Below are 10184 nucleotides of genomic sequence, written 5' to 3'. Positions count from 1 at the left end.
TAAATGTCAACAAACCCTAGTCATCATCAAAAAAATGCGGAAATTATTGCAAGACTTGAACGGCTACCTGTCACTGGTCGATTGCAATTTATGCGTATTACCATTGGTATCGCGACCTTTTTTGACGCTTATACTGTTCTTGCGATTGCCTTTGCTTTACCCCAACTCATTACCGAATGGCACCTGACGCCTGCCTATGTCGGTGCGATCATTGCTGCGGGCTATGTCGGGCAACTGGTCGGTGCAATCTTTTTTGGTTCTCTTGCCGAAAAAGTCGGTCGTTTAAAAGTGCTGTCTTTTACCATTTTACTGTTTGTGGCCATGGACATTTCTTGTCTGTTTGCTTGGAGCGGAATGTCGCTGTTAATTTTCCGTTTCTTACAAGGTGTTGGAACAGGCGGTGAAGTGCCTGTTGCAAGTGCCTATATTAACGAGTTTATTGGTGCAGAAAAGCGCGGTAAGTTTTTCTTGCTCTATGAAGTTTTATTCCCACTTGGTCTTATGTTTGCAGGCATGGCAGCATTTTTCCTCATGCCAATTTACGGCTGGAAAGTCATGTTTATTGTGGGTCTCGTTCCATCTTTACTGGTCATTCCTTTACGGTTTTTCTTGCCTGAGTCACCACGCTGGCTGGCTTCCAAAGGCCGTTTTAAAGAAGCCGATCAAGTTGTCAAAAGCTTTGAAGATGGTGCCATTAAAAGCGGTAAAACTTTGACTGAACCTGTAGTTAAAGAAATTAACCCGCAAGGCATGGCAAAAACCGACTGGCGTGAGCTGTTCCGTGGCATTTACCGCAAACGTACCTTTACCCTGTGGGGCATGTGGTTTTGCGTGTATATGGTGAACAATGCCATGGTGACTTGGCTGCCATCTCTCTACAAACAACACTTTGGTCTGTCGCTTCAAACCAGTTTAGGTTATGGCTGGATTACCTCGGGCGTGGGTGTGATTGCCTCTATTATCTGTGCGTTAATGATTGATAAAGTCGGCCGCCGCCCTTGGTACAGTGCAGCGTTTTTCTTGGCAATTATTCCACTCATGAGCCTTTCGATTTTAGGCGCAAAATCGGCGATGGAAGTTGTGATTTTAGCAACGCTCAGCTATGCCATTTTACAAACCATTTCATTCTCTTTATACCTTTACGCTGCCGAACTTTACCCTACTCGCCTACGTGCAATGGGCATTGGATTTAGTACCGCTTGGTTACGTGCCGGCTCTGCAATTGGGCCTGTTATGGTGGGCCTCGTGGTTGGTGGTTACGGCATTCAATATGTGTTTAGTGTGCTTGCCGTTGTGGCACTCATTGGTGGCCTAGTGACCTTCTTGTTTGCCATTGAAACCAAAGGCCAAGTGCTCGAAAAACTCTCTCCTTAATTCATCCATTTCATAAAAAGCTTGCCTAACCCAGCGTTAGGCAAAGGGCTTATTCATGCTTAAAAAAGGAATTTAAAATGAATAAATATTTGCTATGGGGCTGTATTGGTTTAGGCAGCGTGAGCAATGCGTATGCAGAGCTTCCTCAAGAATTTGGCAAGTTAGAATTAAAACTTAACACCCGTTACTGGAACGATGAAGGCACTGCCCACCCTACGCTTGCCAACCCTTCGCCTTCATCAAGTGAATATGAACAAAGTGCGTTAGGGCTTGAGTTAAATTATCAGTCACCTTACTTGTGGAACTGGCTTGGGGTAGATGGTTCACTCTATGCTGTCACCAAGTTGTTTGACTCTGGCAAGCCGAGCGCACAGCTTTTAGAAGTCGAAAATAACGGCAAGCTTGACCAAAACTTTGCGACTTTTGGGCAGCTCTACATCAAAGCAAAACTGGGCGATAAAGGTGAAATTAAATTAGGCCGCCAGTTGCAAGACTCTCTTTTGCTTAAAAGCACCAATAACCGCGCGGTGCCCGATACCTTTTCGGGTGCAAGTGGTCAGTTTCAATTGAATGATCAGCTACAGACTTACATAGCTTATTATGACCGCTGGAAACCGCGCAGCATGGACTCATTTGAAAAACTAATAACTGAAAATGACGAGCGCATTGATTATGTCGGTTTACTCGGTGCCAAATATCAGTACAAAAACTGGAGCGTAAATGCCGAATATTTAAATAGCAAAGATTATTTAAAAAAGTATGGGGCGATTGCTCAATATAAATTGCCCTTGCATGGCTTGGTGTGGACATTTAACACAGGTGCTTTTTTCTCGCGTGATGATGGTAAGCTGTTTAAATGCGGAGCCGAAACCGAGCTGGACTGTGTTAAAGGCCAAGATATTAACAACCGTGGCAATGGTTATTTTGTCGATGTAAATGTGGCTAAGAATAATATTGAAGGCGGCATTGCCGTTTCAAAGTTTGATGGTTTTTGGATTGAAGATAACTTTGCAGTGCACTCTGCCCGCAACTCGGTTTTGACGCAAGACCACGGCACCAACCCATTTCCGACCTCTGCAACTATTGGCCCTGACTTTACCAATAATGATGAAACTGCTGTTGCCCTTCGGTTGAAATATAACTGGAAAGACTATGTGAAAGGTTTAAAAACCGAAGCGAAGTATATTTATGGCTTTGGCGCTCACCAAAGTAACATTAGCAGTGATATTGAAGGTAAAGAGCGTTACTTTGACTTTACGGTAAGTTATGCCTTGCCGTGGGTAAAAAACTTAGATGTGCGTTATTCATTTTTGCATTATGAGTCAAAGTTTGAAAATGCAAATCTAGGTGAAAAAATAAATGGTATGTCCCGTAAAGATTGGGACCAGCACCGTGTATTTATTATTTACCGTTATACATTTTAAGCACAGGCTAAACGTTTAGTTTAGCTTTATTATTTTTATTAATTTATAGCTTTAAAGATATTAACTTTTGAGTTTAATTAAAATATAAATTTATATTTAAAATTTTTATAATATTTTATTTAAATTGAATTGACCTGTTAAAAACTTATGATTATTATGGTCCCGCTGGCCTACATTGCCAGTCGGTTTTAGCAGACCGTAGATCCATGGCGGGTTATAGTTCCACTATAAGTCGTTAGACCCTTGCGTCCCTTTTCTTTGCGGTAGGACGGGAGGGGGACGCGCTCGCGCGTGCTGGTTCCTTGGATCCCAGTCTGCTAACCCCTTCTCGTTCTACCACCATAATCAATTGACGGTGATCTTTGGTGGTAGAGCTCCATAAATTTTAAGGAGTTAACCATGACCTTTTTTAGATTAATCCCCTCTCCCTTATAAACTTTTTATTTATTTAAAATTTAGGTTTTCTATTATCTAAATTTTTAAATCTATAAATTATTTTTATTTTAAAATTTAAGTCATTTTATTTTATTGCTTTTATAGGCGGGTTAACTATTGCCTTTAAAAATGATTTTAAAACTTAAAATATAGCGGTTTATTTTTTCTCATTGATATATCCCCAATCATTACGAGAATAATATGAAATTTTATAAAACTATTTTGGTTTTAGGCCTTGTGATCGGTGATTACAGCGTTTCGGGTTGTGACCTCCGCACGCAGCAGGAGTTTGAAAAAATTTGCCTGTCGGGTGGGCACAGCCAAGCCAGTTGCGACTGTATTTACCAACGGCTTGAACAAGTGTATTCGCCTAAACTCATGCAACGTCTAGAACATGTCAGTTTGCAAAGTCCTGCTCTCCCACAGGACTTTGCCCCTACTTTTTTTAGCGTCATGCGGCGGTGCGATAAAGAAGACATGGGCTAAGCATTTGGCTTAGCTCCCTTATCTCTGTGCCGCAATGGTGGATGACTTTAAATCAGCGCAAAAAATTAAAGTTCTGTTGTGGCATGGGGGCCTGCTTATAAGAGAGTTTGAATACTGGTAATTTAAATTTTTAAAATAATTAATAGTGAAATATTTTCATAAAATAAACAATATGTTATATAACAATCTAAATTAAATACTAGATAAAACAAATGATTAGTCTTACTGCTATTACTACTGTATTTGGGGTCCTAGTTCCTTTAATGGTTGCCTATATTTCATCGCGACATAACTTTAAAAAGCACCCAAGATTAGAATTTAGCGAAAGTATTGAAGCTGCTAAAGAGTTTGATTCAATTCTAACCTCCACTGAATCACAATTAGTAAAAGATCGCATGGCTCAAAAATTGGTAATGAAAAAGAATATCAATTTCCTAGAAACACAATATTTCTATAGCTATGTAGATATGGAACTTTGGGTTGAAAGATATATTGATGTTCGGAAATACATAGAACCAATTATTGATGAGGATAATAAGATTGTTGACTTAAAGAATAAATATACTATGGCAAAGGGTATCTTATTTTTATGCATGTATTCTTTCTTTGCCATTTTAGCCATGATCCCATTGATGTTTCTAAAGTATTATTTAGCAATCTTGCATCAATCTATTGATACTAGTAGCTTTTTAATAACATTTAATTTAATTACTTGGCCAATTTTGTTTATTTTTATAGCCTTAGTTGGTCTTCATAGAGCTAATAAAATAGCTGATGCTTATAATTTTTTAAAGAAATTTGAATGTGAACGGATAAAAATTAAGGAATAGAAAAAGATAAGATTTATAACAATGACATAGCTAATAAGTATGAAAATTCTTAGTTTATTATTTGAATTTTTAGACGGAGTAGGCGTTACAAAACGCATTGCCTACTCTCTCTTGATCATTACAAGCCTTTATAAAACTCTTTGATTTTTTGTGCCATCAACTTACGACGTTGCTCCAAAAATTCACTGTATTGATCTGATTCCAAGCTATTAATATTGTTTGGTATGCAATGGGTAAGTAAGTTTTTATCCAAACTCTCCAAATCTTTCAGAGCGGTTATCCCGTTTTTCTTCAAATTGATATCTTGATAAATAATATCCATATACGTACTAGGAGATGCATTCCCTAATTTAATATTCACCGATTGCTCCGTATAAACATAATTCGCAACCTGATTATATTCACTCTTCTTAAAGCCACTTTTAGCTAGATAGTCTTTAGGGAAAACATGATGTACATCTCCTCTCTGCTCAATCAGATTACGTACTGTTAAACTATCTGATAAAAAAGAAAGCTCATTTGATTTACATTGGGATGCTAAATAACATAAGTATGCATTATTAACAGTACTAGAAGAATCCAACTCATTGACTAAACGGTAGTCCCAGAATCCTTCATCTAAATCTGCTTGCTCAATTTGTGCCAAATATCCTTCAATACCCTTTTCCAAGATTTGTTTACTATCGCGTTCAATTGCTGTTTCTGAAGATCCTGAATAACGTCCTGTTAACAGTGATATGACATACCAACGTTTTATAAGATTCTGAATTTGAGGTTCAGGCATTTTTGACGCTCTTAGCTGTAAATATAAAGCATAGGCGAAGTTAAGACTGGTCTGAGAACTAATCAACTTTTTATTTATAAATCCAGCAGATTGAATTATCGTAATAAATCGCTGGTAGTTAGTTTGATTAAAGAAATCTTCTAAACCTTGTCGTAATTTTTTATAACTTTCTTCCGCAATACTTTGAACATTACGCCTATTTTCAAAGTCACGGCCTGAGAGTAAAGCAACTAGATCACTAAATTTCCCACGATTAAACTGACAAGTATATGCAACACGCAATACATCTATGTAATTCGGCTGATAAAGATCATCCTTAATATTCGCAATCCAACTAATTTTTTTATAGTCATCACTGGTTGCAAAAACTTTATCATTTTGTTGGATAGTTTTATTAAAACTACTTTCTTTTAAAAGATGGCAAAAATAGTCAATCATTTTGCGTAATCGATTGCCACCAAAATGCTCATCAGATGCAATCTTAGACATGACAAAGTCAGCATTACTAAGTACCACACCCTTCTGATTAATGCGTATAAAGATTTCAGTAACTGTATCAATATCAAGTGATGAGTCTAATTCAATAATACCGATCTGACGATTTTTGATTGCTTTTAATTGCTCGAGCTTGTCTTCAATAAAATCTTCATCCGCATCAGGATTCAGTGCCATATATGCACGTCTAGCCTGTGATATTGAAATATCGCCATTTAGAATTGGGGCAATATTATTCACCCAAATTGGATTGCGTTCGATCGCTGTATTACAGACTTCGAATAATGTCTCATCATTTTTTGCAGTTGGGTTATAGGCTATTCGAATATTTGTTTCTTTGTAGTCTTTATTTAATACAGCCAGACCTACAACTGCAGCCGTTAATGCTGTGATGCGTTGTTGCCCATCAATTAAAACCTTTTTTCCAGCAGATAAAGTTCCATCTTTCAGTCGAATATCTGGGTTACGCCATGTAATGATGTAGCCAACTGGATAACCTTTATATAATGAGTCCATCAAATCACGAACTTTACTACTTGACCATACAAATGGCCTTTGAATCTCAGGAATTGCAATTTCGCCTGATTTGATCCATGAAAGTAAGGTATCAATTGGATGTTGATGAACAGAATATTTAGCCACTTTTAATTTTTCCCAAACTGAAATATGCAATTCTATAAATTTATAAATTTTAACCAATTAAATTAAAAACAGTTGAAGAATAAAGAATTTAGAAACAATCAAGCCTATGTATGAGTCTTTATAATTTAATTCAAACTCATTAAAACTTCATCTTTAGCAGCCTAAACTTTCAAATGAATTTTATATTTAAATCCGATGACTCTGATTATAATCATTGGTTCCTAAAGGCAAAGCAAGAAATGAACTTCTTGTTGACTTGAATAACATCAACAATTTGAAAATATATAATAATTTCGATTCGTTCAATAAGACACTTCAATCCTGCTATTACTATAACTAGATTTTTACTTTGAAGCATTCATTTTAACTTAGGCAAATTACATTTATGAGTATATCTGCCTATTTATAATCAAATCACTATGTGTAAGGACATAGTCAAAAATCGAATCAGCTTTTTCTTTACGCTCGTTATAATTAAATGTTTCCCATGATAACTCTTCAGTCAAAATAATTTCAGAATTCAATACTTCCATTAATTTAGCTTTATTACTTTCTTGATTAATCCAATTCACACCTTGGGATAAAGTCATTTGGATCTTTTTCAATAATTCCTGCGCAATTTTTTTAACTGCCTTTTCTTCCGTCTTTGATAAGTTAGGTTTTTTTAACTTATCAAATAAAGTTAGCTCCAAATCATTATCTAACTCTTCTCTTACATAACGCGTCTCCTCTTCAGATAAGTCTTCATATACTTTCATAAGTTCTTCAAAAACTTTTTGAATAGTCACATCTGATATGTCTTCATTAATTTGTGTAATAATTTTCTGATAATCTTCACAAAATTCTGCACGATCGCTATTTATAGCAGTAAGACGGGCCAAAGCTTTTTCAATACGTTCCTGCAGTTCCATCAATATAATCCGCTTGTGTTTGAGTTTTTCAAATTCAACTTTTAAACGATGAAAATCAATAGCAGATAAATCATATTCTGCATCTTTACCTTTTTTGTCCTTAGCATCTAGATGATGATTTACATAATTCTGAATCTGTCTCAATTCCAACGTAATATCAGATCCATCTTCTCGTTTAGATAATCTACGGTAAATGGCCTTTAATATGTTCAGGTCTGCCTGAAATATAGAAAGTTCATCACACGGCAAGAGACTTTCTTTACGTAAATCTAAATCATTAAACATTGTAATAAATGTAACTTTAACTTCCTTAGTAACCGATAGTGCATCTTTGCATTGTAAAAGTAATTCCAAGCGATCATCATCTGTTGCAGTTTTTAAAGCTTCGTAAGGAGCTTTTTTAGACTTAGCATATTTAATTAAATTCTTCAGATATACGCCAAATTCAATTAATAAGTTTGGCTTATCATGTAATGGATCAGTTTCAACTTGTTCTGTTTTCCCAGCAGAATTCTTACCAGTTGAAAATACAGCCAATGCGCGTCTTAAACTCTGTAGCATTCCATTATAGTCAATAATCGTCCCTTGCTTTTTACCTGGTGCTACTCGATTTGCTCGTGCAATTGCTTGCATCAATGTGTGGTTTTGCATTGGCTTATCAATATATAAAGTTGATAATGACTTCACATCAAACCCTGTGAGCCACATTGCGCAAACAATCACAAAGCGTAACGGATTGTTGCTATCCTTGAACTCTTCATCTAACTTACGCTCTTGCATTAGTTTCCGATGTTTCAAAATATCCAAAGCCTTACTATTATGGTCATTGAACTTTGCAAGCTCTTCAATTTCGCTTTGCTCACTACTGACCACAACTGCAAACTTGGTCTCTTTCATCCATGCTAAATGTTTGCGTTTTTCATCTAAAATATCTGGATCGTTAGAGTGAATGATTTCCTCTTCTGCAAGCTCTTTTTCTTGTAACTCAATCGCTAACTGCCATTTTTCAGTAATCAGCTCATACATTTTCAAGCAAGTATTACGGTCTAAACAAACTAGCATACCTTTATTACAAGGTGATTTATCCGTACCAAGTAACCATCGCTCTTTATAATGATCCACAACATCTTGCGCTACGATCTTTAAACGCTTCGGTGAAGTTAGAATATTATAGTCATCACTTGCTTTACGAACTAATCGTTCAATATCCGCTTCACTTTTGCCCTTTTTCTTAGCATCATCGATTACTTTCTGAATACGTTGATTTAACTCATCAGGATTAGCAATACTCAGCTGAGCACCATGATTTTCGTAAATTAGTGGTACAGTTGCACCATCTAAAATGGCACGTTTAAAGTCATAAATTGAAACGTAATCACCGAACCATTCTTTGGTTTTTTGATCTTCTGGAGAATCCATTAATGGTGTTCCAGTAAAACCTAGATATTTAGCATTTGGTAAAGCAGCCCGCATATTACGTGCCAAATCACCATATTGACTGCGGTGTGCTTCATCAGAGATCACAATGATATTATCCGCAGTACTATACGGCTCTGTCACAAGCTGATTGAACTTATGTACAGTCGTAAAGATATATTTATCATTCGAGTGTGTAAGCTTTTTACGAAGTTGATCACCACTTACCGCCTGATCGTTGACCTTATTTGATTTGCCACAATCGCTATAAAGCTTAGAGATCTGGTCATCTAATTCAACACGGTCAGTAATAATCACAAAACGATAATTTGACGAGATTTTTCTCAGCAATTTTTCAGTGAAAAATAGCATTGAGAAAGACTTACCTGATCCTTGGGTATGCCAGTAAACACCTAACCGGCCTTGATTACGCTCTTTAATATATTTGGGGTCTTGGCTTACAAGCCTTTCAACCACACGATTCACGCCTAAATATTGGTGATTTTTAGCAATAATTTTAATGGCTTTATCACCTTCACCTTCAAAAGTAATAAAGTTCTGTACTAGATCGAGTAAACGTGTTTTGTCCAAAATCCCAAATAGCAATCGCTTAAGTTGATTGGTATTGGGAGCAGGTTCTGGGTCATCTTCATCATTACGTTTCCACTGACCGTAGAACTCGAGTGGAGATATGAATGTGCCATATTTTGCTTCTTCACCATTGGATAAAATCGTAATCGCGTTAAAGTCAAAAATTTGAGGAATTTTATCCTTATAGTCTGTCAAATTTCCCTTAAGGGCACGATTGACATCTACATCTACACCTTTAAATTCAAAAAACACCAATGGTAAACCATTTACAAAGCAGATGAGGTCTGGACGTCTACGCTCTGAGGTTAGGGTACTTTTGACCCAAAGCTCATCCACAGCATGGTAAATGTTGTTTGAGACATTATTAAAGTCAATAATTTTAACAGTGTAGTCTTTTAACTGACCTGTTTTAGGATTTTTTGCCTGTGTTTTATGCCCGACTAACAAATCTTGTTCGTAGCGGTATCTGTTTTCAGCAATTGCATTTGCATTATAGCTACGACGATCTTTGAGATGTTTAATCGTGTTTTGAATAGCTTCTTGAGGCACATCAGGGTTTAATTGCCCCAAGGCTTGCTGTAAGTCATTTAGCAAGACCACCTGTTGTTCAGACTCACGTCCAAAGATGCTTTTTCCTGATTTCCACTCATCATCATAGGCACGTGTTGTGCGCCAACCTAATTGTTCTTTTAGAATCTTGATGGCTGGTTTCTGAATAAGATTTTCTTCGGAGAATTTTGCGTTTGCCATAATAAAAATTTATAAAAATTAGTAAGTTTCTGTTATCTAATTTAGC

6 protein-coding genes are annotated in these 10184 nt (G+C 36.5%); 4 read left to right on the top strand and 2 right to left on the bottom strand.

Annotated elements, in window-relative coordinates:
- The first annotated feature begins 3 nt into the window (after nucleotides 1–3).
- From RFX69_RS07500 to RFX69_RS07485, 4 genes are all read left to right on the top strand, one after another.
- Nucleotides 4–1374, top strand: a complete 1371-nt coding sequence (locus RFX69_RS07500) for an MFS transporter (RefSeq protein ID WP_309169080.1) — start codon at nucleotides 4–6, stop codon at nucleotides 1372–1374.
- A gap of 77 nt (nucleotides 1375–1451) precedes the next feature.
- Complete coding sequence (locus RFX69_RS07495) at nucleotides 1452–2798, top strand: OprD family outer membrane porin (RefSeq protein WP_289333059.1); 1347 nt, start codon at nucleotides 1452–1454, stop codon at nucleotides 2796–2798.
- A 636-nt stretch (nucleotides 2799–3434) separates the two neighbouring features.
- The gene (locus RFX69_RS07490; protein WP_289333057.1) at nucleotides 3435–3719 is read left to right on the top strand and encodes a hypothetical protein; all 285 of its coding nucleotides are present in this window, start codon (nucleotides 3435–3437) and stop codon (nucleotides 3717–3719) included.
- A 212-nt stretch (nucleotides 3720–3931) separates the two neighbouring features.
- Complete coding sequence (locus tag RFX69_RS07485; protein ID WP_065707897.1) at nucleotides 3932–4549, top strand: hypothetical protein; 618 nt, start codon at nucleotides 3932–3934, stop codon at nucleotides 4547–4549.
- A gap of 118 nt (nucleotides 4550–4667) precedes the next feature.
- On the opposite strand, the gene RFX69_RS07480 is transcribed toward RFX69_RS07485, so the two are convergent.
- Both RFX69_RS07480 and RFX69_RS07475 read right to left on the bottom strand, forming a co-directional pair.
- Nucleotides 4668–6470 carry a DUF262 domain-containing protein gene (locus tag RFX69_RS07480; RefSeq protein ID WP_289333056.1) on the bottom strand — a complete coding sequence of 601 codons (1803 nt, stop codon included), beginning with the start codon at nucleotides 6468–6470 and terminating at the stop codon, nucleotides 4668–4670.
- Between the two features lie 383 nt (nucleotides 6471–6853).
- On the bottom strand, nucleotides 6854–10138 hold the full coding sequence (locus RFX69_RS07475; RefSeq protein WP_289333055.1) for a type I restriction endonuclease subunit R: 3285 nt from the start codon (nucleotides 10136–10138) through the stop codon (nucleotides 6854–6856).
- Nucleotides 10139–10184: the final 46 nt, after the last annotated feature.

This window comes from Acinetobacter sp. 148 (genome assembly GCF_031196675.1).
Lineage (GTDB): Bacteria > Pseudomonadota > Gammaproteobacteria > Pseudomonadales > Moraxellaceae > Acinetobacter > Acinetobacter baumannii.
Note: the sequence above shows the minus strand (reverse complement) of the source record. Positions and strands in the feature narration are given on the sequence as shown.